Annotated in this window: 23 protein-coding genes; 14 read left to right on the top strand and 9 right to left on the bottom strand. The window is 62.7% G+C overall.

What is annotated here, in order from left to right; translation table 11 throughout:
• Positions 1-63: 63 nt before the first annotated feature.
• The 7 genes from P3C39_RS08880 to ugpC all read left to right on the top strand — a co-directional run bounded on the left by P3C39_RS08880 (position 64) and on the right by ugpC (position 7,939).
• Positions 64-1,536: an FAD-dependent monooxygenase gene (locus P3C39_RS08880; protein ID WP_275953139.1), complete on the top strand. Its 1,473-nt coding sequence runs from the start codon at positions 64-66 to the stop codon at positions 1,534-1,536.
• A 127-nt stretch (positions 1,537-1,663) separates the two neighbouring features.
• Positions 1,664-2,398: a FadR/GntR family transcriptional regulator gene (locus tag P3C39_RS08875; protein WP_013531928.1), complete on the top strand. Its 735-nt coding sequence runs from the start codon at positions 1,664-1,666 to the stop codon at positions 2,396-2,398.
• Positions 2,395-3,582 carry a PLP-dependent transferase gene (locus tag P3C39_RS08870; protein ID WP_224619355.1) on the top strand — a complete coding sequence of 396 codons (1,188 nt, stop codon included), beginning with the start codon at positions 2,395-2,397 and terminating at the stop codon, positions 3,580-3,582. The genes P3C39_RS08875 and P3C39_RS08870 overlap by 4 nt, the downstream gene beginning before the upstream one ends.
• Before the next feature lie 29 nt (positions 3,583-3,611).
• Entirely contained in the window at positions 3,612-4,889 is a 1,278-nt protein-coding gene (locus P3C39_RS08865) for a sugar ABC transporter substrate-binding protein (RefSeq protein ID WP_013531926.1), read from the top strand.
• 206 nt (positions 4,890-5,095) lie between these two features.
• On the top strand, positions 5,096-6,019 hold the full coding sequence (locus P3C39_RS08860) for a sugar ABC transporter permease (protein WP_064995801.1): 924 nt from the start codon (positions 5,096-5,098) through the stop codon (positions 6,017-6,019).
• Complete coding sequence (locus P3C39_RS08855) at positions 6,019-6,867, top strand: carbohydrate ABC transporter permease (RefSeq protein WP_013531924.1); 849 nt, start codon at positions 6,019-6,021, stop codon at positions 6,865-6,867. The genes P3C39_RS08860 and P3C39_RS08855 overlap by 1 nt, the downstream gene beginning before the upstream one ends.
• A gap of 4 nt (positions 6,868-6,871) precedes the next feature.
• On the top strand, positions 6,872-7,939 hold the full coding sequence (gene ugpC, locus P3C39_RS08850; RefSeq protein WP_024503579.1) for a sn-glycerol-3-phosphate ABC transporter ATP-binding protein UgpC: 1,068 nt from the start codon (positions 6,872-6,874) through the stop codon (positions 7,937-7,939).
• A gap of 1,109 nt (positions 7,940-9,048) precedes the next feature.
• On the opposite strand, the gene rpmG is transcribed toward ugpC, so the two are convergent.
• From rpmG to P3C39_RS08810, 8 genes are all read right to left on the bottom strand, one after another.
• Positions 9,049-9,216, bottom strand: a complete 168-nt coding sequence (gene rpmG, locus P3C39_RS08845; RefSeq protein WP_006201775.1) for a 50S ribosomal protein L33 — start codon at positions 9,214-9,216, stop codon at positions 9,049-9,051.
• A gap of 153 nt (positions 9,217-9,369) precedes the next feature.
• Complete coding sequence (locus P3C39_RS08840) at positions 9,370-9,828, bottom strand: hypothetical protein (protein ID WP_024503577.1); 459 nt, start codon at positions 9,826-9,828, stop codon at positions 9,370-9,372.
• Between the two features lie 111 nt (positions 9,829-9,939).
• Positions 9,940-11,118: an MFS transporter gene (locus tag P3C39_RS08835; protein ID WP_275953135.1), complete on the bottom strand. Its 1,179-nt coding sequence runs from the start codon at positions 11,116-11,118 to the stop codon at positions 9,940-9,942.
• A 75-nt stretch (positions 11,119-11,193) separates the two neighbouring features.
• On the bottom strand, positions 11,194-11,934 hold the full coding sequence (locus P3C39_RS08830) for an NUDIX domain-containing protein (RefSeq protein ID WP_013531919.1): 741 nt from the start codon (positions 11,932-11,934) through the stop codon (positions 11,194-11,196).
• 86 nt (positions 11,935-12,020) lie between these two features.
• Positions 12,021-12,455, bottom strand: a complete 435-nt coding sequence (locus tag P3C39_RS08825) for a DUF983 domain-containing protein (RefSeq protein WP_275953168.1) — start codon at positions 12,453-12,455, stop codon at positions 12,021-12,023.
• Positions 12,456-12,466: 11 nt separating this feature from the next.
• Positions 12,467-14,785 (bottom strand): ribonuclease R, encoded by a 2,319-nt coding sequence (gene rnr, locus P3C39_RS08820; protein WP_275953134.1) that lies wholly within the window; start codon positions 14,783-14,785, stop codon positions 12,467-12,469.
• Between the two features lie 6 nt (positions 14,786-14,791).
• Positions 14,792-17,428 (bottom strand): type I DNA topoisomerase, encoded by a 2,637-nt coding sequence (topA, locus tag P3C39_RS08815; RefSeq protein WP_275953133.1) that lies wholly within the window; start codon positions 17,426-17,428, stop codon positions 14,792-14,794.
• 358 nt (positions 17,429-17,786) lie between these two features.
• Complete coding sequence (locus P3C39_RS08810) at positions 17,787-18,164, bottom strand: hypothetical protein (protein WP_024503571.1); 378 nt, start codon at positions 18,162-18,164, stop codon at positions 17,787-17,789.
• Positions 18,165-18,349: 185 nt separating this feature from the next.
• Between P3C39_RS08810 and P3C39_RS08805 the strand changes: the two genes are divergently transcribed.
• From P3C39_RS08805 to P3C39_RS08780, 6 genes are all read left to right on the top strand, one after another.
• Entirely contained in the window at positions 18,350-19,096 is a 747-nt protein-coding gene (locus P3C39_RS08805; RefSeq protein WP_013531914.1) for a cytochrome c biogenesis CcdA family protein, read from the top strand.
• An 83-nt stretch (positions 19,097-19,179) separates the two neighbouring features.
• The gene (locus P3C39_RS08800; RefSeq protein WP_024503570.1) at positions 19,180-19,617 is read left to right on the top strand and encodes a hypothetical protein; all 438 of its coding nucleotides are present in this window, start codon (positions 19,180-19,182) and stop codon (positions 19,615-19,617) included.
• A gap of 147 nt (positions 19,618-19,764) precedes the next feature.
• The gene (glmU, locus tag P3C39_RS08795) at positions 19,765-21,123 is read left to right on the top strand and encodes a bifunctional UDP-N-acetylglucosamine diphosphorylase/glucosamine-1-phosphate N-acetyltransferase GlmU (protein WP_024503569.1); all 1,359 of its coding nucleotides are present in this window, start codon (positions 19,765-19,767) and stop codon (positions 21,121-21,123) included.
• Positions 21,124-21,295: 172 nt separating this feature from the next.
• The gene (gene glmS / locus P3C39_RS08790) at positions 21,296-23,119 is read left to right on the top strand and encodes a glutamine--fructose-6-phosphate transaminase (isomerizing) (protein WP_275953132.1); all 1,824 of its coding nucleotides are present in this window, start codon (positions 21,296-21,298) and stop codon (positions 23,117-23,119) included.
• A gap of 31 nt (positions 23,120-23,150) precedes the next feature.
• Positions 23,151-23,453 (top strand): HigA family addiction module antitoxin, encoded by a 303-nt coding sequence (locus P3C39_RS08785; RefSeq protein WP_024503568.1) that lies wholly within the window; start codon positions 23,151-23,153, stop codon positions 23,451-23,453.
• 80 nt (positions 23,454-23,533) lie between these two features.
• The gene (locus tag P3C39_RS08780; protein WP_024503567.1) at positions 23,534-24,289 is read left to right on the top strand and encodes a DUF502 domain-containing protein; all 756 of its coding nucleotides are present in this window, start codon (positions 23,534-23,536) and stop codon (positions 24,287-24,289) included.
• Here the strand turns inward: P3C39_RS08780 and recG are convergent.
• Complete coding sequence (gene recG / locus P3C39_RS08775) at positions 24,241-26,349, bottom strand: ATP-dependent DNA helicase RecG (protein ID WP_024503566.1); 2,109 nt, start codon at positions 26,347-26,349, stop codon at positions 24,241-24,243. The genes P3C39_RS08780 and recG overlap by 49 nt on opposite strands.
• A 92-nt stretch (positions 26,350-26,441) precedes the next feature.
• On the opposite strand from recG, the gene P3C39_RS08770 reads away from it, so the two are divergent.
• Entirely contained in the window at positions 26,442-26,729 is a 288-nt protein-coding gene (locus P3C39_RS08770) for a succinate dehydrogenase assembly factor 2 (protein ID WP_013531907.1), read from the top strand.
• Positions 26,730-26,757: the final 28 nt, after the last annotated feature.

Raw genomic sequence — 26,757 nt, 5'->3', positions numbered from 1 at the left:
CAAGACCCGGCTCCTCCCGTAAAACCGACCCGAACCAAGGTGCGGAAAACGGGAGTGATGATAATGGTTTCAGATCATGCGGTGGTGATCGCCGGGGGTGGTCCGACGGGATTGATGCTGGCGGGCGAACTGGCGCTAGCAGGCGTCGACGTTGCCATTGTCGAAAGGCGGCCGGATCAGAAACTTGCCGGCCTGCGCGCAGGCGGCCTCCATGCACGCACCATCGAGGTGCTCGACCAGCGCGGAATTGCCGATCGGTTCTTCTCCCAGGGCCAAGTGAGCCCGGCCGTAGGTTTTCACATGATCCGCCTGGACATCAGCGATTTCCCAACCCGGCACAATTACCTGTTGGCGCTGCGGCAGAACCACATCGAGCGCATCCTGGCCGACTGGGTCGGCGAGTTGAAGGTGCCGATCTATCGTGAACACGAGGTTGCGGGGTTTATCCAGGACGACAGCGGCGTCGACGTCGAACTGTCCACCGGTCACCGCCTGAGGGCCGCATATCTGGTCGGCTGCGACGGAGGCCGCAGCACCATTCGCAAGGCGGCCGGTATCGAGTTCGCCGGATGGGATCCGACGATGAGCTGGATGATTGCCGAGGTCGAAATGTCGGAAGAACCGGCATGGGGCTTCCGCAGCAACGCCTCCGGAATTCATGCCCTGGGTAAGATCGAGGACGGCAAGAAGGTTGGCGTCGTGCTGACGGAGCCCCGCCTGGAGGCGCGCGGCGAACCGACGCTACGCGAGCTCAGCGAGGCGCTGGCTGCCATCTATGGCACCGATTTCGGGGTCCACAGCCCGACCTGGCTCTCCCGCTTCACCGACATGACGCGCCAGGCTGCCGCATATCGCGACAGACGCGTGCTCCTGGCCGGCGATGCCGCCCACGTCCATCCGCCGATGGGTGGACAGGGCCTCAACATCGGCGTGCAGGATGCGGTGAACCTTGGATGGAAGCTTGCCCAGGTCATCAAGGGGATATCGCCGGAAAGCCTTCTCGACAGCTATCATGCCGAGCGCCATCCGGTTGCCGCCCGCGTGTTGCGTAACACGATGGCGCAGGTCGCGCTTCGCCGCACGGATGACCGCAGCAAGGCCTTGGCCGACACCGTTGCCGAGTTGCTCGGCATGGATGAACCCCGCAAAAAGATCGCAGCCGAGATGTCCGGCCTGTGTGTCCACTACGACCTCGGCGAGGGGCACCCGCTGCTTGGGCGGCGAATGCCCGATCTCGATCTGACCACCGCCGGCGGACCGTTGCGGGTCTTCACCTTGCTGCACGACGCGCGGCCCGTGCTGCTCAACCTCGGTGAGCCCGGCAGACTGGACATCGCGCCCTGGGCAGAACGGGTTCGGCAGATCGACGCCGGTTACGCCGGTATCTGGGACCTGCCGGCTCTCGGGAGTGTCGTTGCGCCCGACGCGGTCTTGATCCGGCCCGATGGTTATGCGGCTTGGGCCGGGGCGGGAACCCAACGGGGCCTTGTGGACGCGCTGACCACCTGGTTCGGGCCGCCTGCTGCCGCAGGTTAGCAGACGCGATCGCGCGACCGCCTTGAGAATATTGCTTCGCTTCCTCCGACAGTGCTCCTGACAGTTGGTTGACAGGAGTTTTCAACTGTGCAGAATTGGTTGGACCATTGGACCACTCGGAGGAAATGTGGACCAGAACAGCCTGCCACCCATTCAAATCACGGCGCGCGACGACGCCGTGTTGAAGGCGTTGGTGGGATTTGTTCGCGCCGAAGCCCTGCAGCTGGGCGACAGACTCCCAACCGAACGCATTCTCGCCGAGCGGCTGAAGGTCAGCCGCAACACCGTGCGCGAGGCTCTGACACGCTGGGAAGGGCTCGGCCTCGTCGAACGCCGGCAAGGCAGCGGCACCTATCTCAAGGCGGCTGTTTCGCCTGATATGCTGCACATGCCGCTGACACTGGCCGGCGGCAATGATTTCACCAGCCTGATGCAGACGCTGGAGATCCGCCGCGCGCTGGAGGCGGAGGCAGCAGCCCTTTGCGCCGAACGCGCCAGCCAAGCCGATATTGCCGAGATCGCACGCAAGCTCGACATCATGGAACAGGCGTTCCGCACGCGCGAGGGCATGTCGTCGGAAGAGGATTGGGAGTTCCACCAGGCGATCTACCGGGTCTCGGGCAATCCGCTGTTCGAGCAGATCATCGCCGCCATGCATGAGCTGTTTCACCGCTTCTGGGAGCATCCGCTCGGCGTGCGTGACTTCGGCCACGCCAGCTTTCCCTACCACCGGACCATCTACGAACGCATTGCTGCCCGCGATCCGCAGGGCGCTCGCGCCGAGGCGCTCAAGCTGATCGCCACCGTCGAGGACGACCTCAAGCGCGGCGCGGCCAAACTCAAACTCTCGAGCCAGACATGAACGAGCATCCATCAGGTTTCGATTACGACTATCTCGCCGAAGCGGCGACGCTTTTGGCGCATGACGAACCGTTCCCCGGCGGTGCGGTGGTGCCGCCGATCTACCAGACCTCGCTGTTCACCTTCGCCAACTATGCCGAGATGGCCGATACCTTTGCCGGCAAACGAAGGCAGCCGATCTACTCGCGCGGCGACAATCCCACGGTGATGGAGTTCGAGGCGCGCGTGGCAGCGCTCGAGGGCGCAGAAGCCGCGCGCGGCTTTTCCAGTGGTATGGCGGCGATCAGCGCCACGGTGCTTGCGTTCGTCGGTGCGGGCGAGCGCATCGTGGCGGTGCGCAATTGCTATGGCGATGCCTACCGTTTGTTCGAGCGGCTATTGCCGCGGCTCAACATCAAGGTCGATTATGTCGACGGCTCCGACCCGGATGCGGTCGCGGCGGCACTTCCCGGCGCCAAGCTGCTTTATCTGGAAAGCCCGACCTCGATGATGTTCGAGCTGCAGGACATCGCGCATCTGACACGGTTGGCCAAGGAACAGGGCATCGTCACCACGATCGACAATTCCTGGGCGACGCCGGTGTTCCAGAAGCCGATCACGCATGGCGTCGACCTGGTGCTGCATTCGGCCTCGAAATACCTTGGCGGCCACAGCGATACGGTCGCGGGCGTCGTGGCGGGTTCGGCTGCCCACATCAAGCACATCAACGAGCAGACCTATTCCTATCTCGGCGGCAAGCTGTCACCGTTCGAGGCGTGGCTTTTGCTGCGCGGCCTGCGCACGCTGCCGCTGCGCCTGCCGCACCACATGAAGAGCGGCCTGACCATCGCCGAACGCCTGAAGGCGCATGCCGCTGTCGAGCGGGTCAACCATCCCGTCTATTCGAACCACCCGGGCAAGGCGACGCTGGCCGGCTATGCCGGGCTGTTCTCTTTCGAGGTTACGGACGAGATCGACATCCCCGTCTTCGTCGACGCGCTGAAATATTTCCGCATCGGCGTCAGTTGGGGCGGGCATGAAAGCCTGGTCGTGCCGGCCAAGGCGTCGCTGGAGCAGACGCCGGGCCTGAATTCGATGGCGCGCTTCGGCGTCAGCCCCCGAACCATCCGCTTCAATGTCGGATTGGAGAGTGTCGAAGACCTGTGGGCGGATGTCGCCCAAGCCTTCGAAAAAGCCAGAAAATAACAAGCGGGTTCAAAATGGGAGTCTTGAACATGAAAAAACTGACCGTCATGCTTGCCACCGTTGCGGGACTGGCGATTTCCGCCGGAAATGCTGTGGCCGATTCGACCCTGAAAATGGTCGAAGTCATCACCAGCCCGCCACGCACCGAATTCCTGAAGAAGCAGATCGCCGAGTTCGAAACGGCCAATCCAGGCATCAAGGTCGAGCTGATCTCGCTGCCCTGGGGGCAGGCGTTCGAGAAATTCCTGACCATGGTGCAGGCCGGCGATACGCCCGACGTGGTCGAGATGCCGGAGCGCTGGATGGGCCTCTATGCCAACAATGCCCAACTCGAGGATCTCGGCCCGTATATGGCCAAATGGGATGACGCCAAGACGCTTGGCGACCGCGCCAAACAGTTCGGCTCGACCGTCAACAACACCCAGTTCATGATCCCCTACGGCTACTATGTGAACGCGCTGTTCTGGAACAAGAAACTGTTCAAGGAGGCCGGCCTCGATGGCCCGCCGGCGACGCTTGAAGATTTCGTCGCCGATTCCAAGAAGATTTCCGCGCTCCCGGGCAAGTACGGCTACTGCCTGCGCGGCGGGCCGGGCGCCTTCAATGGCATGCACATGTTCATGAACATCGCCGCCGGCAAGGGCGGTTACTTCAACGAGGACGGCACTTCGACGATCAACGAGGAGGGCTCGGTCAAGGGCCTGCAGATGCTGGCCGACATGTACAAGGACGGACTGGCGCCGAAGGATGCGGTGAGCTGGGGTTTCAACGAAACGGTCACCGGCTTCTATTCCGGCACCTGCGCCATGCTCAACCAGGATCCGGACGCGCTGCTCGGCATCGCCGACAAGATGAGCGCCGACGATTTCGCGGTAGCGCCATTGCCGGTCGGGCCGAGCGGCAAATCCTATCCGACACTCGGCTATGCCGGTTGGGCCATGTTCGCCAACTCGCAGCACAAGGACGACGCCTGGAAGCTGATGGCGACCCTTTTGTCGCCGAAGGACAATCTGGAATGGGCCAAGGAAGTCGGCGTCGTCCCGATCCACAACGGTGCCGACCAGGATCCCCATTTCAAGACCGAGCAGTTCAAGGGCTGGTTCACGGAGCTCAGCGACAGCTCCAAATATGAAATGGTCACCCCGCCGACGCATCTGGAGAACCTCGGCAATTTCGTCGACCAGGTGGCGATCAAGAATTTTCAGGAAGTGCTGCTTGGCCAGAAGACGGCCAAGGACGTCGCCGACCAGTGGGCTGCCTTCCTGACCAAGGAACAGCAGGACTGGCTGGCGAAGAACAAGAAGTAGTTTTTCTTCCCTTCTCGCCGTTCAAGGGGAGAAGGTGTCACGAAGTGACGGATGAGGGGCGGCGCTATGCCTCGATAGGTTCGCGCTGCCCCTCATCTGCCTGCCCGTCTTCCGCAGCAGCTGCGGAGGGTGGACCGGCATCTTCTCCCGGTGAACGGGGAGAAGGACGCTGTCCCCGACGCCGTTCCAGGAGCGCCCCCGAGCCAATGACCTACGCCGTGTCCGAAATACGATCCGTCGGCAAGCCGCGTCGCAAGCGGCTATCCCATGCCGCTATCGAGCCATGGCTCTATCTCAGCCCGGCGATCATCCTGCTGGTCGTGGTGCTTCTGGTGCCGCTGGTCATCGGCATCAGCTACTCCTTCCGCAAGTTCTCCGCCTTCAAGTCCGAATATGTCGGGCTCGGCCAGTATCAGGCGATGCTGTCGGATCAGGTGCTGGGCCAGGCGCTGGTCAACACGTTGTGGTGGACGGTCGCCAGCCTTTTCTTCCAGTTCTTCCTCGGCCTTGGCCTGGCGCTTCTGCTCGACAAGCCGTTTCGCGGCCGCAAGGCTGTACAAGCCCTGGTGTTCCTGCCCTGGGCGGTGCCGTCCTTCCTGTCGGGCCTGACCTGGGCCTGGCTGTTCAATCCGATCATCGGCCCGCTGCCGCACTGGCTGTTTGCATTGGGGCTGAAGGCCGGGCCGACCAATGTGCTGTCCGATCCGTCAACCGCCATGTGGGGGCCGATCGTCGCCAATATCTGGTTCGGCATTCCTTTCTTTGCCATCACGCTCTTGGCGGCGCTGAAGTCGATCCCGTCGGAACTGCATGAGGCGGCGGCGATCGACGGCGCTTCGCCCTGGCAGCGCTTCACCAAGGTGACGCTGCCGTTTCTGGCGCCGACCATCGCCATCACCGTGATGTTGCGCACCATCTGGATCGCCACCTTCGCCGACCTGATCTTCGTCATGACCGAAGGCGGACCGGCCGGCTCGACCAACACGGTGCCGGTCTACATCTATGTCAGCGCCTTCAAATCGCTGGACAAAGGCTATGCCTCGGCGGTGGCCGTGCTGCTATTGGTCCTGCTCATTGCCTATGCGATTGCGCTGATCGGTATCCGCCGCACCCTGGTGAGGCACGTCTGATGATCGCAGGACGCACAGCCTCGCAGCGCTTCTTCGGCGGCATCGGCCTCTACGCGGCAATCGCGGCTTACGTGCTCTTTGCCTTGTTCCCGATCTACTGGACGCTGAAGATCTCGGTCACGCCGGAGCGGCTGCTTTATTCCGAAGGCATCACCTTCTGGCCGTCGCACATGACGCTGCAGAACTTCGTCACCGTGCTCGAGGCCACCGATTTCCCGCGCTATTTCCTCAACAGCGTCATCGTCTCGGTATCGACGGCGGCACTGGTGACAATCATCGCCACGCTTGCCGGTTATGCCATGTCGCGCTTCACCTTTCGCGGCAAGGCAGCACTGGCGCTGATGTTGCTTTTGACCCAGACCTTTCCGCTGGTGATGGTCATTCCGCCGATCTACCGCGTGATGGGTCAGATCGGACTGATCAACAGCCTGACCGGGCTGATCATCATCTACACCGCCTTCAACACGGCTTTTGCCACCTTCCTCATGCAGTCCTTTTTCGACGGCATCCCCAAGGATCTGGAGGAAGCGGCGATGATCGACGGCTGCACGCGTGCGCAGGCGATGCGCAAGGTGATTGTACCGCTGACGCTGCCCGGTATGGGCGCCACGCTCGGTTTCGTCTTCACCGCCGCCTGGAGCGAGCTTCTGTTCGCGCTAATGCTGATTTCCAGCGACGACCAGAAGACCTTCGCCGTCGGCTTGCTCACCTTCATCGGCAAGTTCGCCGTCGATTGGGGACAGATGATGGCGGCATCCATCCTGGCGCTGATCCCGGTCTGCATCTTCTTCGCCTTCCTGCAACGCTATCTCGTCACCGGCCTGACCGCCGGCGCCGTCAAAGGATAGATCGATGGCCTCTGTTACGCTCGAGAAGGTCCGCAAGGACTATGGCGCCGTCCGCGTCCTGCACGCGGTCGACCTTGAAATCGCCGATGGCGAGTTCGTCGTCCTGGTTGGGCCGTCGGGCTGCGGCAAGTCCACGCTTTTGCGCATGATCGCCGGGCTGGAGGAGGCTTCCGGCGGCGAGATCCGCATTGGCGAGCGGCTGGTCAATGACGTAGCACCCAAGGACCGCGACATCGCCATGGTGTTCCAGTCCTACGCGCTTTATCCGCATATGGACGTGTCGAAGAACATGGGCTTCAGCCTGCTCCTGAAGAAGGCGGAGAAGGCGACGATCGACGCCAGGGTGGACGGCGCCGCCAAGCGGCTCGGGCTCGACACCTTCCTGCAGCGCCTGCCGCGGCAATTGTCCGGCGGCCAGCGCCAGCGCGTCGCCATGGGCCGGGCGATCGTGCGCGACCCCAAGGTCTTCCTGTTCGACGAGCCGCTGTCGAACCTCGACGCCAAGCTGCGCGTCCATATGCGCGCCGAGATCAAGGCGCTGCACCAGCAACTGAAGACGACATCGGTCTATGTCACGCACGACCAGATCGAGGCGATGACCATGGCCGACCGGATCGTCGTCATGCATGACGGGCTGATCCAGCAGGTCGGCGCGCCGCTCGATCTCTACGACCGGCCGGCCAACATGTTCGTTGCAGGTTTCATCGGTTCGCCTGGCATGAATTTTCTGCCGGCGACGGTTCGCAAGGGCGCTACGTTGGAGGCCGTACTGGCCGACGGCCAGGCGCTGCGGCTGCCGGAAGGCTTGCCACTGACCCACGGTGACGCCATCACCGTCGGTTTGCGGCCCGAGCATATCAAGCTGGCGGACGAGGGTGCGTTGAAGGGCGAGGTGGGTGTGGTCGAGCCGCTCGGCCTTTCGACGCAGTTCTACGTCAAGCTAGCCAGCCAGCAGCTGTGCGTCTTTGCCATGGGCCGTGCCGGCGTCAAGTCCGGCGACGTGGTGCGGTTGGCGGCCGAACCGGACCAGCTGCATCTGTTCGATGCGAAAAGCGGCGAGCGCATCGGCTGAGGGGACGCAGCCGGGTCGGATGCGGGCAGCCGGATCAGGCGCCGCTATCGAGCGGGACATACACGGTAACGCTACATTTCAATTGGATAAAATAGCGGAACGTCCAAGAGACATTTCCGGAACCTAACAGGATCGCTCGGACCTTTGCGTCTAGGGCGCAAGACCTTAGTCCCGCCGTCTTCTCAAAAGAACGGAGGTCATTTCGCCGCGAACTAGGCCACCGTCGGAGTTAGTCAACACCGACGGTGGCACCTGCAATATGGGCGAGTGGGTTGTGTGCGGATATGGTGTGATCGCGGAAGGCGATTGTAGACCGCTAACCGCGAGGGGTTCTTTTGGACAGCGGCGAGCTGTCCAACGGGTTTTCAGCCGATTTGGCCGATCGCCGCTCCTTCAGCCACAGGGACTTCTTTCTCCTTGCCAGGTTCTCGTCTCGAACGCTGTCTTCGGCGGTCACTCCGCCATGCATCGCGGCAATCACGTAGTCGGCTCTGTTGGTTCGAAAGTCGCCTTTTTGTACGGACATCGTTTTCTCCCAGTGCGAGGCATTTCCCCCCTTTTTGCCTGACGCTGAAACTAACTACTTATCCGTGGTGCAAGTCTACCAATTGGCGATTGTATTAAAACGATACACTCAGATGGCGCGATCGCACGAGAGGAGCCCATCCTGGCGAGGCTTCTTCATTGACCCTGTTGTGATCCTTGCGGGGGTGCCGCGGCGGGAGGTGTCGGAGCCTGCGGTGCGGGTTCCGTGGAAGGCGTGGCGGGGCTGTCAGGCTGAGGTGCAGGCGGTGCGGCCTCTTCCTCAGTCAGAACCTGGTCAGTCCTGGCCTTGATCTCATCGGCCGTCTGCTGGCTTATCAGCCCGTTGCTGACGGCAAAGCCAGCAGCCAGAGCGACAAGGGCTGCAATGATTGCAGCTTTCAACTTCTTCGACATCCATAGGCGCCTTATTCGTGACACCCAACCCACGGCCAAGGGTGCCGCAACCATGGCTAAGGGTCAATCCTTTGGCTGGAGTCTCTGCTCGGATGCAACGAAATCAACTGTTACAAACGAAAAACGCCGCCCATTGGGCGGCGTTTCGGCATTGCGGCGGGAAACCCGGATTACTTGATCTTGGTTTCCTTGAACTCGACGTGCTTCTTGGCGACCGGGTCGTACTTGCGGAACGACAGCTTGTCGGTCTTGGTGCGGCTGTTCTTGCTGGTCACGTAGAAGAAACCGGTGTCGGCGGTCGACAGAAGCTTGATCTTGATGTTTGCGGCTTTGGCCATGATATCAGTCCGTTTGTTCGTGGGGTTTTGGCCGCTGGAGCACGGGGAAACACCCGGACGCGGGAAACTTGGCGCGACACATAAAGAACGCGCCCGGAAAGTCAAGCCCGGTAGGCCTTGTGCGACCCGCCAGAGCCGGCTCGGGAGCGGAAATCATGCGGTTTCCGTCGCCGATGCCGCAACCTTCTTCCAGTCTCCGGTCGTGTTCCACCAGCGATTCGGATTGGCGCGGTCGTCCAGCCCCTTGGAACGGCTGGCGAGAATCGGCTGAATGCGGATCACCGGTTCCTGGTAGGAGTGCGCCTGGAAAATCGCCTCGACGACGCGGGCGGCCAGCGCCTGGTCGTCCGGCAGTTCGAAGGAAACCTCGACCGTGCCGGGGCGCCGCCGCAATTCGGTTTCGGCGCCGGCGGCCGCACCGTCAAGCGGCCTGTAGCGTTCGATGCCGTGCGCCGACTGATAGGCATTGCGGTCATATTTGCCCATGGCCAGCGGCGCGATCGCCACCACGGCATCCATGATGCGGTCGACGTCGGCGGCCGGAGCCTGGAAGGTCACGAGCAGAAGCAGTGTCATTCGTAGCGATGTGGTTTCAAAGCCGCTGTCGATCATGGAAGTGTCCTCAAGTGTTTTGGGACACCTTTTTAGCCCTGTGCTCCTGACACGGTTCTGTCAGCAGCCTGTCACCGTGCCGTGCCAAATGCATGGCAGGCCGCAGTCGCGCTACAGCAGGATCTTGCGAACCAACCTGACGGCGACCAAAGCGATATAGGCGGCGAAGAACAGGCCGAGCGACCAGCCGAAGCCGGACGGGCCGAACGCATCCATGCCGATGCCGATCGCCTGCGGGCCGAGCACCATGCCGACGCCGTAGCACAGCACGAAGGCGGCATTGGCCGACGCCAGTTCATGGCCGGAAAGCTGCGAGCCGAGATGGGCAAGGCCGATCGTGTACATGGCAGCGACGACGCCGCCCCAGACGAACAGAAGCGCGGCCATCAAATGCCAATTCTGGGCGAAGAAGGGCATGAACACGGTGCCGATAAGACCAACCGTCGCGCAGGCAATCAGCAGGTAGCGGCGATCGCTGACGCGGTCGCTGATCATGCCGATCGGGATCTGCAACAACACATTGCCAAGGCCGATCATGGTCAGCAGAAGGGCCGCATCGGCCTCGGAATAGCCGATTCGGCTGCCGTAGATCGGGAACAGCGCAAAGCCGCCGGTTTCCACCGCGCCGAACACCAGCACGGCAGCGGTCGCCGACGGCACCAGCCAGATGTAGCGCAGGAAATTGCTGGTTTCGCCATCCGAGGCGATCGACGGGCTCTCGTTGCGTGCTGCCAGCACGGGTATGGCCGCCAGCGTCACCAACGCAATGATGACGCCGAACGGCCTGAAGCCGGAACTGCCGAGATGAGCGAACAGCCACGGTCCGGCGGCAAAGCCGAGCGACAGGACAGTGGCGTAGATGCCAAGGACAAGGCCGCGCCGGTGCGGCGGCGCCGAGGTGCTGATCCAGAATTCAGACAGGATGAACAGCACCGTCAGCGCAATGTGCAGCACGACGCGCAGTGGAAACCACATCCAGAAATCGGGTGCGAAATGGAAGCCGACAAAGGCCAGCGCGCCGGCGGCGATCATGGCGATCATGGTCCAGGCAACGCCGAAGCGCATGGCGAGCGGGGTCGCCAGCGGCGCGCCGGCGATCGAGGCGAGGCCGGCGACGGCGGTGTTGAGGCCGATCATCGAAGCCGAGTGGCCGCGTGTTTCAAGGATGACGCTGAGCAGCGGCATGCCGAGGCCGATGGCGATGCCGACGACGCTGATCGACGAGATCGCCGCCACCATCGGCAGCCAGTGTACGCGCTCGTCGCCCTTTGGTTGGGTATCGACCGTCATGGATGCTGAATACTCTGTCTGTTTGATCTTACGCAATTCGGACGGAAAACCGCGTCACACTTTCCTGGAATTGCTCTAGAGAAGTTCGCGGATGAAGCGGCTGCGGACAAGCCGGTAGAAGGGCACGGGACCGCCTGGACGCAACAGTGGATCATGGGCGAGGCGCTTTTCCAGCTCGTCCAGGATCATTCGGGTGATGTCGGGTATGTCGGCTTCCCTGGCCTTGGCAAGCGGCAGCCAGACCAGCTCTTCCAGTTCGTTGGTCGGACCGCCACCGGGCAGCTCGACCGCGACGTCGTCACGCCAGGCGCTGAAGAAGCGGGTGTCGAAGCGGCGCACCCGGTTGGGCGGCGTGATGGCGCGCGCGACAAAGCGCAGCATGTCGAGAGAGGGTTGCACGCCGTGTTCGGCAAAGCCTTGCCAGTCGGATCTGGGGGTTGCGAAAGCACCCTTGCGGCCGATCAGCAGCCCGGCTTCCTCATAGGTCTCTCGGATGGCCGACAGGGCGATGGCGCGGGCTCGTGCGGCGCTTGTGCGCCCCGGCCCGGCGATCAGCTTGGCTTCCTGCTTCGGGTGCAGGGCGGCGACGACCGGTATGCGGCTATCGGCCGGATCGGTGCGGCCGCCGGGAAAGACGAACTTGCCCGGCATGAAGGCGTGGCCGGCATGGCGGCGACCCATCAGAACCAGTACGTCGTCGTCCTTGCGGTCGAGCAGGATGAGGGTTGCCGCGTCGCGCGGGCGAATTGGCCGGTCGCTATGAGCGATCATGCTCCGCTCGATCCTGTCGACTTCCGCCTTGGTCATACCGTCCATGCGCAGGACCTAGCGGAAACTTCTGGCAAGCGAAAGTGGCCTTTCACGGTCGGTATGTTGCGCCAGGCAGCATTCTTGGCTGCGGCCTAGGCTCCGGGATGCGGCTCGATCACGTCGTGCTCGCCGCCGAAGCCGTGCATATAGAAGGCCCATTGCAGTCCGATGACGGCACCCTTGACCGGCTGCAGCAGCGCAACCGACAAAAGGATGGTCAGCGGCACCCAGATGGCGATGTGCTGCCATATGGACAAAGTCGACGTCGCCTCAACGCCCATGAAGGCGCCCAGCACCATGTGGCCGACGATGACGATGACGAGGTAGGCCGGCAGGTCGTCGGCCCGGTGGTGATGCAATTCCTCGCCGCAGACGCCGCATGTGTCGACGGTCTTGGTAAAAGCGCGAAACAGCTTGCCTTCGCCGCAATGCGGGCAGCGGCCGAGCAGGCCGCGCTTCATCGCCGTCCACAGCGGGCGTGCGGCCCGGCCCGAGTGATGTTCTCCGCCGAAAACCTGTTCTTCCATGGCTGTTGTCATCATCGTCTCCTGCCGCGCGAACCCGGTCGCGATTGCGACGCGCGGGCGCGGCCCTTGGCCTTGTGAAACGACCGCTTGGAGCCCGGCAGAGGCTTTGGGTCGGTCAACATCTCGAAGCGCATTGCGCCGGCCATCGGCGCCACCTCGACAAGCCGGACCTCGACGCGGTCCGCGAGTTGGTAGCCTTTGCCAGAGCGTTCTCCGAACAGGGAGCGAGCCGTTTCATCGTATATATAGTAATCGCCGCCCAGAGTTGACACCGGGATGAAACCATCCGCGCCGTACTGCGGCAATTGGACAAATAGTCCTGATTTGGTGACGCCGGAGATGCGGGCATCGAACCGGTCATCGACGCGTTCGGCGAGATAGGCGGCGATCAGACGGTCGACCGTGTCCCGCTCGGCCGCCATTGCGCGGCGTTCCGTGCCGGAGATCAGCACCGCGACATCTTCGAGCCGTGCCGCTTCGTCCTGCGTCAGCCCGCCTGGACCCAGTCCGAGTGCGGCAATAAGTCCGCGATGCACGATCAAATCGGCATAGCGGCGGATCGGCGAGGTGAAATGGGCGTAGCGGCGGAGGTTGAGACCGAAATGGCCGATGTTCTTTGGCGAGTATTCGGCCTGGCTCTGCGAGCGCAGCACCACTTCGTTGACAAGGCCTTCATTGTCGGCGCCGCGCACGCGCTCCAAAATGCCGTTGAACTGGCTTGGCTGCATCTGCGCGCCGCGCGCCAGTGACAGGCCCAATGTCTGCAGGAACTCGCGCAGCGATTCCTGCTTGGCGAGCGACGGCGCGTCGTGGACGCGATAGACCAGCTCCTGCTTCTTCGCCTCCAGCGTCTCGGCCGCGGCGACATTGGCCTGGATCATGAATTCTTCGATGAGCTTGTGGGCATCGAGCCGCTCCGGCACGATGACGCGGTCGACGGTGCCGTCCGGCTTGAGTACGATCTTGCGCTCCGGCAGATCGAGTTCGAGCGGCTGGCGGCCATCGCGGCCGCGCTTCAGGATCGCATAGGCGTCCCACAGTGGCTTCAGCACGGTTTCGAGGATCGGGCCTGTCTTGTCGTCCGGCGCGCCGTCGATCGCCGCCTGAGCCTGTTGGTAGGCGAGCTTTGCCGCCGACTTCATCATGACGCGATGGAAGGTGTGCCTGAGCTTGCGGCCCTCGGCCGAAAAGATCATGCGCACCGCCAATGCCGGCCGGTCCTGGCCCTCGCGCAGCGAGCAGAGATCGTTGGAGATGCGCTCGGGCAGCATCGGCACGACACGATCCGGGAAATAGACCGAGTTGCCGCGCTTCAGCGCTTCGCGGTCGAATGCAGTGCCATAGCGCACATAGGCGGCGACGTCGGCGATCGCCACGGTGGCGACCACGCCGCCCGGGTTCTTCTCGTCGAGGTCCGGCGCGGCGAAGACGGCGTCGTCATGGTCCTTGGCGTCGGCCGGATCGATGGTGACCAGCGGCAGGTCGCGCCAATCCTCGCGGTGATCCAGCGTCGCCGGCTTGACCGCTTCGGATTCTGCGATGACGTCGGCCGGGAAAATATGCGGAATGTCGTGCGCATGGATGGCGATCATAGAGACCGCCTTTTCGCTGGTTAGAGAGCCCAGCACGTTGAGCACCTTGGCTCTCGGCAAGCCGAAACGGGAGGCTCGCGCCGGCTCGACCTCGACCAGGTCGCCATTCTTGGCGCCGTTCTGGAATTCCTTGTCGACGATCAGTTCGGGCTGGCGCCGTTCCACCGGTTCGATGCGGAAGGTGCCGTCCTGCAGGATGCGAAAGATACCGAGCACGGCATCGGTACGTTTTTCGAAAATCTTCACCACCCGCCCGGTGTAGGCGGGGCCGCCCAGGGCGACGTTCGTGTCGTCGGCCGGAAAGGTCTTGGCCAGCACGCGGTCGCCAATGCCGGGCGCCGGTCCACTGCCACTGCGCGACAGGCGGATGGAAACGATGGGCGGCGGCCCATTGGCTGTGTGTTCGGTTGGGCGCGCCAAGAGCACGCCATCGGCATCGCGGTCGAAAATATCGAGGACCGTGACATGGGGCAGGGCACCGACGCGGGCCAGCCCCTTGCGCTCCTTGGTGAGGACGCCTTCGTCCTGCAGGTCGCGCAAAATGTCCTTCAGCCAGATGCGGTCGTCGCCGCGCAGCGCGAACGCCTTGGCGATGTCGCGCTTGCCGGCGCGATCGGGATTTTCGGCAATGTAGCGCAGGATTTCGTCACGCGACGGCCGATAGTCGTCCTTGACCTTGGCCCTGGTGTCGGCGGTGCGCGGATCGCCGTGGGTTCTGCCGGTGATCTTGCGCGCCACGCTGTCCTACCCTTTTTTCTTCGCGGCCGGCTTCTTCGCAGCCGGCTTCTTGGCGGCTACTTTCTTGGTTGCCGGAGCTTTGGCCGCGGCCGCCTTGCGGAACGGCTTCTTGCCGCCGCCGCCCTTGGCTTCCTTCTCGGCAATCAGCGCCAGCGCATCCTCCATCGTCACCGACTGGGGATCCTTGCCCTTGGGCAGCGTAGCATTGACCTTGCCGAAATTCACGTAAGGCCCGTATTTGCCGTCGCGCACGACGATCTTGCCGCCGCCATCGGGGTGGTCGCCGAGCTCCTTGAGCGCAGCGGCCGTGCCGCCATTGCGGCCACCCTTGCCCTTCAGCTGCTTCTCGGCGATCACCGACACGGCGCGGTTGAGGCCGATCGAGAACACGTCCTCGATGCTTTCGAGATTGGCATAGGTGCCGTCATGCAGCACGAACGGGCCGTAACGGCCGAGCCCGGCCGAGATCATCTTGGCCGTTTCCGGATGCTGGCCGACATCGCGCGGCAATGACAGCAGCGCCAGCGCCTTTTCGTGGTCGATCGACTCTGCCGTCCAGCCCTTGGGCAGGCTGGAGCGCTTGGCTTCCTTGCCGTCGCCGCGTTGCAGATAGGGGCCGAAGCGGCCGCTGCGCAGCGTGATTTCCTCTGACGTATAGGGGTCCTTGCCGATGACCTTGGTGCCGTCTTCGCCGCCGCCATTCTCACCATTGGGGTTGGCGGCGTCGCCGAGCTGACGGGTGAAGGAGCATTCGGGATAGTTGGAGCAGCCGACAAAGGCGCCGAACTTGCCGAGCTTCAGCGACAGATTGCCGGTGCCGCATTTCGGGCAGATGCGCGGATTCGAACCGTCTTCGCGCGCGGGGAACACCAGCGGCGCCAACTCCTCATTCAGCGCGTCGAGCACGTCGGTGACGCGCAGTTCCTTGATATCGGCGACGGCGCCGGAAAAATCCTTCCAGAAATCGCGCAGCACGTCCTTCCAGGCGAGCTTGCCGTCCGAAATCTCGTCGAGCTTTTCCTCGAGGGACGCGGTGAAGTCGTACTCGACATAGCGCTTGAAGAAGCTTTCGAGGAAAGCCGACAGCAGCCGGCCCTTGGCCTGCGGCACCAGCCGGCGCTTGTCGATGGTGACATAGTCGCGGTCCTCGAGCGTCTTCAGGATCGCCGTATAGGTAGAAGGCCGGCCGATGCCGAGCTCTTCCAGCTTCTTGATCAGCGACGCCTCGGAATAGCGCGGCGGCGGCTCGGTGGTGTGCTGGGTGGCGTTGATCGCCTGGCGGGCAAGCTGCTCGCCGGCACGGATCTCGGGCAGGCGACGATTTTCCTCGTCTTCCGCATCGTCGTCCTTCTGGTCGGTGTATGCGGCGATGAAACCGTCGAACCGAACGACCGAACCGATGGCACGCAGCTCCGCGGTGCGCGATCCATTGACCGCCTCGATCTCGGCGGTGGTGCGCTCGATTTCGGCCGGCTGCATCTGGCTGGCGATGGCGCGCTTCCAGATCAGCTCATAGAGCCGCATCTGGTCGGAATCGAGATACTGCCTGACCGATGCCGGGGTGCGCATGAAATCCGTCGGGCGGATCGCTTCGTGCGCTTCCTGGGCGTTCTTGGCTTTGGCCGTATATTGGCGCGGCTTTTCCGGCAGGTATTTCGGACCGAATTCCTTGGCAATGGCATCGCGTGCGGCGTCGATCGCCTCGGGTGCCATCTGCACGCCGTCGGTTCGCATATAGGTGATCAGACCGGTGGTCTCGCCGCCGATCTCCATGCCTTCATAGAGGCGTTGCGCCACCTGCATGGTGCGGCTGGCCGAGAAGCCGAGACCCGACGAGGCGGCCTGCTGCAGCGTCGAGGTGGTGAAGGGCGGGCCGGGATTGCGCTTGGTCGGCTTGGCTTCCACCGACACCGCCTTAAAGGTTGCGCCTTCGAGCATCGACTTGATGTCGTCGGCCTGCGCCTTGTTGGAAATGTCGAGCTTTTGCAGCTTCTTGCGATCGAAGGCGGTCAGCCGCGCTTCGAAATTCTCGTTGCGCGGCGTGCCCAGCAGTGCAGCGATCTGCCAGTATTCCTCGCGGATGAAGCGCTCGATCTCGGATTCGCGGTCGCAGACGAGACGCAGCGCAACCGACTGGACGCGTCCGGCCGAACGGGCGCCCGGCAGTTTGCGCCACAGCACCGGCGACAGCGTGAAGCCGACGAGATAATCCAGCGCCCGGCGGGCGAGATAGGCATCGACCAGCGGCGCATCGATCTGGCGCGGATTGGCCATCGCTTCCAGCACCGACGATTTGGTGATGGCGTTGAAGACGACGCGGCTGACCGGCTTGTCCTTCAGCGCGCGCTTCTGCTTCAGAACTTCCAGCACATGCCAGGAAATCGCTTCGCCTTCGCGATCCGGATCGGTGGCGAGGATCAGGCCGTCGGCGTCCTTGACCGCCTTGGCGATGTCGGCGAGGCGCTTGCCGGAGGCGGTGTCGACCGCCCAGGACATGGCGAAATCCTCACCCGGACGCACCGAGCCATCCTTGGCCGGCAAGTCCCTGATATGGCCGAACGAGGCCAGAACCTTGTAGTTCTTGCCGAGGTATTTGTTGATTGTCTTCGCCTTGGCCGGCGATTCGACGACGACGACGTCCATGAGGTCTCATATCAGCTGTGGTGCGGCAGAAGAATTCCGCTGCGCGCGACGAAATCTCGTTCTATTTGTCGCTCACATGGCCGCGCTTTTGCATCCGGTCAAGGGGAAGCGCCCAAATTGCGGGCCGGTCCGCAGCAATACACTCTTAGAGTGTATGGAGAAAATCACAGAATTTGGGAAAGGCAGATGGTGGGCCTGAGTCAGCGGAAACGACCCGATTCATTTTTCCGCCGAGTCGTTGAAATGCTGCCCAAACCGGGACGGGCGACATTATAACGGGCTGTTCGATGCCGGTCGCCGGTGGCATGGAGATGCCCGGCGACCAGCCCTTGTCCCGCCAGCAGCGGGAATGGCGTGCTTAGTCGGCCTTGACGATATGCCAGACTTCGCCGACGCCGTCGCCGGTCACATCGCCGGGCTTCTTGTCCTTTATGAAGGTGTAGACCGGCTTGCCGTCATAGGCCCACATCTTGGTGCCGTCGGTGCGGTCGACGACGCTCCACTCGTCATCCGCCTTGGCGCCGGCTTCGGCTTTCAGCGGCGGCCAGTTGGTGGCGCATTTGTCGTAGCAGTTGCTCTTGCCCTTCTCGTCCTTGTCATAGGTGTAAAGCGTCATGCCGTTGGCGTCGGTGTAGATCTTGGCGCCATTGACCTCGGCTTCCTTCCACGCGTCGGCAGCGAAGGATGCGGCGGTGCTGAGCAGAAGCGCTGCCAGTCCTGCGGTTATGGTTTTCATGGAAATCTCCTGACTGATATCTGGAGACGCGCGGGAAATCGCGGCCTCACCGCGTCAACGCCTGCGGGCTGTCGTTTCTTCCTGGCAAGTGCGTCGGGCAATGGATGATCTTGCCAACACAATGGTGATTGGTGGACAAGGCTGCGCGTCGCTATATCGGCGTCACGACATTGGAGTTCTTGGAAATGGCATTGGACATCGGCTATGTCAGCGCGGTCGGGGCTGGGGCGATTTCGTTCCTGTCGCCTTGCGTGCTGCCGCTGGTGCCGCCTTATCTCTGTTATATGGCCGGCGTCTCGGTCGACGATTTCCGTGGCAATGCGGGTGCGACAGCGCGTGAAGGCGCACGCGGCGCGCTGATCTATTCTTCGATCGCCTTCGTGCTCGGCTTCTCGACCGTCTTTGTCGCGCTCGGCGCCGGCGCCTCGACCATCGGCCGGCTGCTACGCGTCTGGCAGGAGCCGCTGGCCATGGGCGCAGGCGTGCTGATCATCCTGATGGGCCTGAATTTCCTCGGCGTCCTGCGCATTCCGCTGCTGTCACGCGAGGCGCGCTTCCAGTCACAGGGAAAGCCGGCAAGTGCGGTCGCGGCCTATGTCATGGGGCTGGCTTTCGCCTTTGGCTGGACGCCCTGCATCGGCCCGGTTCTGGGACCGATCCTGACGCTGGCCGGCGGCCGTGAAACGGTGGGCGAGGGCGCGCTGCTGCTCGCCGCCTATTCGCTCGGGCTGGGCATCCCGTTCCTGATCGCAGCGCTGTTTTCCGGCGCCTTCATGCGCTTCCTCGGCAAATTCCGCGTCCATCTCGGCCGCGTCGAAAAGGCCATCGGCGCGCTGCTGGTGATCGCCGGTGTGTTTTTTCTGACTGGTGGCGTGCAGACCGTGTCGTATTGGCTGCTGGAGAATTTTCCAGTGCTGGGGCGGCTGGGGTAGTCTCCCCCCCGCACGGGAACGATGCACACCAGCCCGCATTTGCAGTGCCGTTGACCAACACTTTTTCGAGCCGGGAGGCGAGAATGGTAGCCAAGGCGGATGTGCGAAAATTCTTCAAGGCCTATGAGGAAATCTACAATGACGCGATCGCCGACACCGCCGATCTCAACGACGTCGCGGACATGTATTCGGCGGGTTTTGTCTCGGTGACGCCGGCGGCGGTCATGGTTGGCGAGAATGGCGAGCAGTTGAAGGCCATTATGACAAAGGGTTTTGAGGCCTATCGTGCCCTCGGCAGCAAGAGAATGACCTGCGTCGATGTCTCGGTGATGCCAATCGATCAGGACCATTGCGTGGCTGAGGTAAACTGGTCCGGTGACTATGAACGCAAGGATGGGAGTCTCGTGACCATCGACTTTGCGATCAACTATCTCGTCGAAAAGCGCGATGGCAAGCTGAAGGTGTTTGGCTGGATATCGGGTGACGAGCAGGCGGAATTCAGGAAACACGGCCTGTTGTAGGGGGGCTGACTGCCGAATTCTGTCCTAAGACCCGCTGATTAAGAGTCAGCTGCTCCGCCATCTCACCGGAATTTAACCGCATTGGTGAAGCATGGGCCCACTGCTATCCTGTCTTGATTCCCAACCCTTTCATATGGTTGCCCATCCATGAGCCAGAGATCCTGCCTGTCCGTCATCCTCGCCGCCGGCGAAGGCACGCGCATGAAGAGCGTGCTGCCGAAGGTGCTGCACCAGATTGCCGGCCTGCCGATGGTCGCCCATGTGGTGAAGGCAGCGGAAGAGGCGGGTGCCGGCAGCCAGGCGCTGGTGATCGGCCATGGCGCCGACGAGATGCGCAAGGCCGCGGCAAAGTTCGCGCCCAAGGCCGAGACTTTCGTGCAGGAAAAGCGCCTTGGCACCGCGCACGCCGTGCTTGCCGCGCGCGATGCAATATCAAAGGGTTATGACGATATCCTGGTCATGTTCGGGGACACGCCGCTGATCGATGCAGATGCGCTGACCGTGGCGCGGCTGAAACTGGCTGAAGGCGCTGCCGTCGTCGTGATCGGCTTCCGCCCGCCCAGTCCGACTGGTTATGGCCGGTTGATCGAAAAGGACGGCAAGCTGACCGCCATCCGCGAGGAGAAGGACTGCTCCGAGGAGGAGAGGAAAATAACCTTCTGCAATGCCGGCATGATGGCGGTGGCCGGCGCCCATGCGCTGGCGCTGCTCGATCGGGTCGGCAACAAAAATGCAAAGGGCGAGTATTATCTCACCGATATTGTCGAGATCGCCAGTGCGCGAGGCCTCAATGTCGTGGCCACCGAAGCCAGTTTCGAAAGCGCGCTCGGCATCAACAACCGCGCCGAACTGGCGCAAGCCGAAGCCATCTGGCAGGCGCGCCGGCGGCATGAGGCGATGCTGTCGGGCGTGACGCTGATCGCGCCGGAGACCGTGTATTTCTCGCATGACACCGAGATTGGCACTGATACCATCGTCGAGCCCAATGTCTGGTTCGGTCCGGGTGTGAAGATTGCCACGGGCGCCAAGATCCATGCGTTCAGCCATATCGAGGGCGCCACCATTGCGTCCAATTGCGATGTCGGGCCGTACGCGCGGCTGCGGCCGGGTGCCGATCTCAGGAACAAGGCCAAGGTCGGCAATTTCTGCGAGGTCAAGCAGGCGGTTATCGAAGAGGGCGCCAAGGTCAACCATTTGACCTATATCGGCGACGCCCGTGTTGGTGCTGGGGCCAATATCGGCGCCGGCACCATTACCTGCAATTATGACGGCTATTCGAAATTCTTCACCGACATCGGCGAGGGCGCTTTTGTCGGCTCCAATTCGTCGCTGGTGGCGCCTGTCACCATCGGCAAGGGCGGCTACATCGCCTCAGGCAGCGTGATCACCGAAAGCGTGCCCGACGACGCGCTGGCCTTCGGCCGCGCCCGCCAGAAGACCATTCCAGGCAAGGGCAAGGAGTTGCGCGAGCGCTTTGCTTCGGCGGCGGCGGCGAAGAAAAAGTAAGACCAGCCCGCAAACCGAACGATTGCAGTAACCGGATTGCAAGAGCGGCCTGTCATGGTGCATCGACAGAATGAGCGTTCCGTTATACGGGACGAAATGCAATGTGACTTTCCACGGCAGGCTGGCCATCCCTAAATAGCGCTGGTTTTCCGGGGAATCGGGGGCTTTCTGCATGTGCGGTATCGTTGGAATCGTCGGCCACTCGCAGGTTGCGCCGCTCATCGTCGATGCGCTGAAGCGGTTGGAGTACCGTGGCTATGATTCGGCCGGCGTCGCGACCATCGAGCGTGGCGAACTCGCCCGCCGCCGCGCCGAAGGCAAGTTGATCAACCTGGAGCGCCGGCTCAAGGACGAGCCGCTCGATGGCACGATCGGCATCGGCCACACGCGCTGGGCGACGCATGGCGTGCCCAACGAGACCAATGCGCATCCGCATTTTTCCGACGGCGTCGCCATCGTCCACAACGGCATCATCGAGAATTTCGCCGAACTGCGCGACGAACTGGTCCGCGACGGCTATTCTTTTTCGTCGCAGACCGACACCGAGGTCGTGGCGCATCTGGTGGCCCGCGAACTCGCCAAGGGGCTGAATCCGGTCGAAGCCGCGCACCAGGCGCTGAAGCGGCTGGAAGGCGCCTTTGCGCTGGCGATCATGTTCAAAGGCGACGAGGATTTGATCGTCGGCGCCCGCAACGGTCCGCCTTTGGCCGTCGGCCATGGCGATGGCGAGATGTTCCTGGGCTCCGACGCCATCGCGCTCGCCCCGTTCACCAATTCGATCACCTATCTGGAAGATGGCGACTGGGCGGTGGTGCGCTGTGGCGGTGTCACCATCTTCGACATTGACGGCACAAAGGTCGACCGCAAACGCCAGCAGTCGCTGTCGACCAGCTTCATGGTCGACAAGGGCAACCGACGCCATTTCATGGAAAAGGAAATCCATGAGCAGCCCGAGGTGATCTCGCACACCTTGGCGCATTACGTGGATTTCGTCTCCGGAGTGTCGAAGCCGCTCGACCTGCCGTTCGACTTCGCCAAAATTGGTCGGCTGGCGATCTCGGCCTGCGGCACGGCGTATCTGGCCGGCCTGATCGGCAAGTACTGGTTCGAACGCTACGCGCGCCTGCCCGTCGACATCGATGTCGCCTCCGAATTCCGTTACCGCGAAATGCCGCTGTCGAAGAACGATGCGGCGTTTTTCATCTCGCAATCGGGCGAGACCGCCGACACGCTGGCCTCGCTGCGTTATTGCCGCAAAGCCGGCATGAAGATCGGCGCGATCGTCAATGTGCGCGAATCGACCATGGCGCGCGAATCCGACGTCGTGCTGCCGACGCTTGCCGGACCCGAGATCGGCGTCGCCTCGACCAAGGCCTTCACCTGCCAGCTTTCCGTGCTGGCCGCGCTTGCGGTGCGCGCCGGCGTGGCGCGCGGTATGATTTCGAAGGAACAGGAGAAAACCCTGGTGCGCGCGCTTTCGGAAGCGCCGCGCTACGCCAACCAGGTGCTCAAGCTTGAAGAGCAGATCGAGCGGATCGCGCGCGAACTCTCGCGCTACAAGGACGTGCTCTATCTCGGCCGCGACACCAACTTCCCGCTGGCCATGGAAGGCGCGTTGAAACTCAAGGAAATCTCCTACATCCACGCCGAAGGCTATGCAGCCGGCGAACTGAAGCATGGGCCGATCGCGCTGATCGACGAGAATATGCCGGTCATCGTCATCGCGCCGCATGACCGGATCTTCGAGAAAACCGTTTCCAACATGCAGGAAGTGGCGGCGCGCGGCGGCAAGATCATCCTGATCACCGACAGCAAGGGCGCGGCGCAGGTGAGCGTGAAGACGATGGAAACAATCGTGCTGCCGGATGTGCCCGAAATCATCTCGCCGATCATCTATGCGCTGCCGATACAGATGCTGGCCTATTTCACCGCCGTGTTCATGGGCACCGACGTCGACCAGCCACGCAATCTGGCGAAATCGGTGACGGTGGAATAGGTTTTGCCTTCCAGACCGGAGGTTGAGCCGAATGGCATCGAAGTTCGCACGTCCAGTTCATCCTGGAGAATTCCTGCGTGAAGAATATCTCGTCCCGCTCGGCATGAGTGTAGGCGCGCTGGCGAAAAAGCTCAACCTTCCGCGCACCCGTATCGAACGCATTGCCAAGGAAGAGATCGGCCTGACTCCCGATACCGCTCTTCGCCTCGCCAGATTTTTCAACACCACGCCCGAATTCTGGATGAATTTTCAACAGGCCTATGAGCTTGAAACCGAAGCCAGAAAGCTGGCGCCGGAGCTCGAGAAGATTGAGCCGTTGGAAGTAGCGGCATAATCGGCTCTTTAAAAACTTCGCAGTTCCAAAGCTTCGTCCGGTTCACTAATGTTGCGCTGCAACCCGCGCTCCGGTGAACCATGTCCGACGCTCCCAAGACCTCCGGCATGACCCGGCTGAGGAACTATTTCCTCACGGGCTTCATCGTCTGCGCGCCCTTGGCGATCACCGCCTACATTGCCTGGTCGTTCATCGGCTGGGTCGATTCCTGGGTGAAGCCTTATATTCCGGCCCGCTACAGCCCTGACACCTACCTGTCGTTTCCGGTGCCGGGGTTCGGACTGATCGTGGCGCTTATCCTGATCACGCTGATCGGTTTCCTGACGGCAAACATCGTCGGCCGCGCCATCGTCAATTTCGGCGAGCGCCTGCTTGGCCGCATGCCGCTGGTGCGAGGCATCTACGGCTCGCTGAAACAGATTTTCGAGACCGTGCTGTCGAACAAGGGCGACATGTTCCGCCAGGTCGGGCTGGTCGAATATCCGCGCAAGGGCGTGTGGTCGCTGGTGTTCGTCGCCAGTGAAAAGGAAACCGAGATCAACCAGAAGCTCGACCAGGAAGGCGATCCGCTGATCGCCGTATTCATGCCGTGCACGCCAAACCCGACCACGGGCTTCCTGATGTATGTGCCGAAGTCGGACATCGTGCCGCTCGACATGACGATCGAGGATGGCGCCAAGCTGATCGTCTCCGCCGGTCTGGTGGCGCCCGAAGTAAAGCAAATGGTTGTCGTGAATGGCGAGCCGATCGAAGGGATGCTCGCCAACCCTTCGGTTGCCGCCCTGGCTCAGCCGGCGCGCAGAAGCCGCACGGCTTCGTCGCGACCGAACAAGTAAAGCAGCAGGCGCAACGCCTCACCACGCTGCGATTGCAGCTCCGGATCGCGTGACAGGATCAGCCTGGCATCGTCGCGGGCGGCCTCCAGAAGGTCGGCATGCGCCTCGATGCGAGCCACCTGGAAGCCCGGCGTGCCCGACTGGCGGGTGCCCAGCAATTCGCCTTCGCCGCGCAGCTTCAGGTCCTCCTCGGCGATCAGGAACCCATCCTCGGTCTCGCGCATCACCGACAGCCGGCGTTTTGCGGTCTCGCCGAGCGGGTCCTTGTAGAGCAGCACGCATGAGGAGGGCTTGTCACCGCGTCCGACCCGGCCGCGCAGCTGGTGCAACTGGGCCAGGCCGAAGCGCTCTGCATGCTCGATGACCATGACGGTGGCGTCCGGCACATCGACGCCGACCTCGATGACGGTGGTGGCGATCAGGATGCGTGTCTCGCCCTGCTTGAAGGCGCGCATCGCCTCGTCCTTCTCGGCACCCTTCATGCGGCCGTGAACGAGACCGATGCGATCGCCGAACAATGGTTTCAGCGAGGCGAAGCGGTCTTCGGCCGACATCAGTTTGATCTCTTCGGATTCCTCGACCAGCGGACAGATCCAGTAGATCTTCTGGCCGCCGGCGACGGCGTCCACCATGCGGGCGACCAGTTCGTCGAGCCGCTCGAGCGGCAGCGTAACGGTACGGATCGGCTGGCGGCCGGCCGGTTTTTCCGTCAGTTTCGACACGTCCATGTCACCGAAAGCGGTCAGCACCAGGGTGCGCGGGATAGGAGTGGCCGTCATCACCAACATGTCTGGCGCGTCGCCCTTGGCGGTGATGGCAAGCCGCTGATGGACGCCGAAACGATGCTGCTCGTCGATGACGGCGAAGACGAGGTCTTTGAAGGTGACGGTCTCCTGGAACAGCGCGTGGGTGCCGACGACGATGTCGATCTCGCCGGTTGCCAGGCCGACCAGCGTATCCGCGCGTTCGCGGCCCTTCTCGCGACCGGTGAGGATGGCGATGCGAAGCCCTACCTTGGCGGCAAGCGGCGTGATGGTCGCAAGATGCTGGCGCGCCAGGATTTCGGTCGGTGCCATCAAGGCTGCCTGGCCGCCGGCCTCGACGGCACGCGCCATGGCCAGCAGCGCGACGACAGTCTTGCCGGAACCGACATCGCCCTGCAGAAGCCGCAGCATGCGCTCTGGGTCGGCGAGGTCGGCATTGATTTCGGCCAGCGCAAACTCCTGGCTTGATGTCAGCGAATAGGACAGTGCGGCCCGCAGTTTTTCGACGATGCGGCCGTCGCCGACCAGGGGTCGCCCGGACAGCCTGCGGACTTTCGCTCGCACCAGCGCCAGCGAGACCTGGCCCGCCAGCAACTCGTCATAGGCGAGCCGCCGCCAGGCGGCACCATCGATGGAGACGTCAATCGGGTCGGCCGGATTGTGGATGCGGGCAAGCGCATCGCCAAAGGCCGCAAAGGTGTGCCGCCGCATGAAGGCGCCGTCCTGCCATTCGGGAAATTCAGGCACGCGCGTCAGCGCCTGGCCGATCGCCCGGCGCAGCACCTTGCCCGAGAGCCCGGCTGTCAGAGGATAGACCGGTTCGACCAGCGGCAGGTTTTCCGCTTCGCTGGCCAGCGCAATATGGTCGGGGTGGACCATGCTCGGGCGGCCGTTGAACCATTCCATGCGGCCCGAGACCACGACATGCTCGCCCTCGGGCATCGCCTTTTCGAGATAGGAGGCGTGAGCATGGAAGAAGGTCAGCGCGATCTCTCCGGTATCGTCATGGGCGAAGACCCGGTAGGGCACCGACCTGTTGCCACGCGGTGGCGGCTGGTGGCGGTCGATGCGCACATCGAGCGTGACGATCTGGCCTTCCGCGGATCCCGCGATACCAGGCCGACTGCGCCGGTCGATGACGGTGTGCGGCAGCACGAACAGAAGATCGCCGGCACGCGCCGCGCGGTCGCCGAGATCGGCCGGAACAACCTTCTCGATCAGCGCGCCGACTTTCGGTCCGACGCCTGCAAGCGACGTAATCGGGACAAACAAGGGATCGAGGATGGTCGGGCGCATGATGTCAGCTTATGTTGCGACGGCGGCAGCGCAAGGCTGACAGCCCCTTCTATCCACGCTATATGCGCCGCAGCAAGCAAGGATGCGGTACGATGACCGGAACGACGAGATCAAGCGAGGGGCTGGACGTGCGCCGCCGCAAGCTTCTGTTTCGCTCCTGGCATCGCGGCATGCGCGAGATGGACCTGATCCTCGGCACTTTCGCCGACGCTGAGATCGGCGTCTTGACCAACGAGGAAATCGACCAATATGAGAGGCTCCTCGACATTCCCGATACCGAATTCCTGCCCATGGTCACCGGCGAACGCCCGGTTCCGGCCGATATCGATTGTGCCGTCCTGCGAAAGATCCTGGCTTTCCGCCGCTCTCTGACATTCTGAACACAAGCAATTCCAGGAAAAGTACGAA

This window comes from Mesorhizobium sp. XAP4 (assembly GCF_029269325.1).
Taxonomy (GTDB): Bacteria; Pseudomonadota; Alphaproteobacteria; order Rhizobiales; family Rhizobiaceae; genus Mesorhizobium; species Mesorhizobium ciceri.
This window is presented reverse-complemented; position numbering and strand designations above follow the sequence as displayed.

Bases quoted from the DNA above. Each gene is read 5' to 3' on its own strand.
- P3C39_RS08870 (WP_224619355.1), top strand. From the start codon at position 2,395: ATGAACGAGCATCCATCAGGTTTCGATTACGACTATCTCGCCGAAGCG.
- P3C39_RS08880 (WP_275953139.1), top strand. From the start codon at position 64: ATGGTTTCAGATCATGCGGTGGTGATCGCCGGGGGTGGTCCGACGGGA.
- P3C39_RS08780 (WP_024503567.1), top strand. From the start codon at position 23,534: ATGTCCGACGCTCCCAAGACCTCCGGCATGACCCGGCTGAGGAACTAT.
- P3C39_RS08830 (WP_013531919.1), bottom strand. From the start codon at position 11,934: ATGGACGGTATGACCAAGGCGGAAGTCGACAGGATCGAGCGGAGCATG.
- P3C39_RS08810 (WP_024503571.1), bottom strand. From the start codon at position 18,164: ATGAAAACCATAACCGCAGGACTGGCAGCGCTTCTGCTCAGCACCGCC.
- recG (WP_024503566.1), bottom strand. From the start codon at position 26,349: ATGCGCCCGACCATCCTCGATCCCTTGTTTGTCCCGATTACGTCGCTT.
- P3C39_RS08785 (WP_024503568.1), top strand. From the start codon at position 23,151: ATGGCATCGAAGTTCGCACGTCCAGTTCATCCTGGAGAATTCCTGCGT.
- P3C39_RS08865 (WP_013531926.1), top strand. From the start codon at position 3,612: ATGAAAAAACTGACCGTCATGCTTGCCACCGTTGCGGGACTGGCGATT.
- P3C39_RS08770 (WP_013531907.1), top strand. From the start codon at position 26,442: ATGACCGGAACGACGAGATCAAGCGAGGGGCTGGACGTGCGCCGCCGC.
- P3C39_RS08805 (WP_013531914.1), top strand. From the start codon at position 18,350: ATGGCATTGGACATCGGCTATGTCAGCGCGGTCGGGGCTGGGGCGATT.
- rpmG (WP_006201775.1), bottom strand. From the start codon at position 9,216: ATGGCCAAAGCCGCAAACATCAAGATCAAGCTTCTGTCGACCGCCGAC.
- P3C39_RS08860 (WP_064995801.1), top strand. From the start codon at position 5,096: ATGACCTACGCCGTGTCCGAAATACGATCCGTCGGCAAGCCGCGTCGC.
- glmS (WP_275953132.1), top strand. From the start codon at position 21,296: ATGTGCGGTATCGTTGGAATCGTCGGCCACTCGCAGGTTGCGCCGCTC.
- P3C39_RS08835 (WP_275953135.1), bottom strand. From the start codon at position 11,118: ATGACGGTCGATACCCAACCAAAGGGCGACGAGCGCGTACACTGGCTG.
- P3C39_RS08800 (WP_024503570.1), top strand. From the start codon at position 19,180: ATGGTAGCCAAGGCGGATGTGCGAAAATTCTTCAAGGCCTATGAGGAA.
- glmU (WP_024503569.1), top strand. From the start codon at position 19,765: ATGAGCCAGAGATCCTGCCTGTCCGTCATCCTCGCCGCCGGCGAAGGC.
- P3C39_RS08840 (WP_024503577.1), bottom strand. From the start codon at position 9,828: ATGATCGACAGCGGCTTTGAAACCACATCGCTACGAATGACACTGCTT.
- P3C39_RS08825 (WP_275953168.1), bottom strand. From the start codon at position 12,455: ATGGAAGAACAGGTTTTCGGCGGAGAACATCACTCGGGCCGGGCCGCA.
- topA (WP_275953133.1), bottom strand. From the start codon at position 17,428: ATGGACGTCGTCGTCGTCGAATCGCCGGCCAAGGCGAAGACAATCAAC.
- P3C39_RS08855 (WP_013531924.1), top strand. From the start codon at position 6,019: ATGATCGCAGGACGCACAGCCTCGCAGCGCTTCTTCGGCGGCATCGGC.
- ugpC (WP_024503579.1), top strand. From the start codon at position 6,872: ATGGCCTCTGTTACGCTCGAGAAGGTCCGCAAGGACTATGGCGCCGTC.